Annotated in this window: 1 protein-coding gene; it reads left to right on the top strand. The window is 61.6% G+C overall.

Going from position 1 to position 276, the window contains the following annotated elements:
• Nucleotides 1-16: 16 nt before the first annotated feature.
• The coding region (locus VJI94_RS08315; RefSeq protein ID WP_324009018.1) for a hypothetical protein at nucleotides 17-276 on the top strand (260 nt) is incomplete at its 3' end.

Raw genomic sequence — 276 nt, 5'->3', positions numbered from 1 at the left:
CGATCCTTCGAGGGTGTTGAAGACAACCCACTACTCACTCGAGTACATCGCGGCCGCGACGCATCTCGATCGCTCGCTGCTGAGCAGGCTGAAGAATGGCAAGACGAAAAACGTCACCATGGACATGGCCCACCTCATCTACGACGCGATTGGCGAAAGCGCCGCGCTCGCCATCCTGCTGTTCACCGGCGGACGTGGGCTCAAGTCCGAGGGCCAGCGCACGCTGGCTCGCCTGAGCCTGCAGGCTACCCTGAACGTGATCGAGAGCATGGACGA

This window comes from Parvimonas sp. D9 (genome assembly GCF_035282565.1).
GTDB lineage: Bacteria > Bacillota > Clostridia > Tissierellales > Peptoniphilaceae > Parvimonas > Parvimonas micra.
The sequence above is the reverse complement of the archived record's forward strand: the minus strand, read 5'-3'. Positions and strand labels throughout refer to the sequence as shown.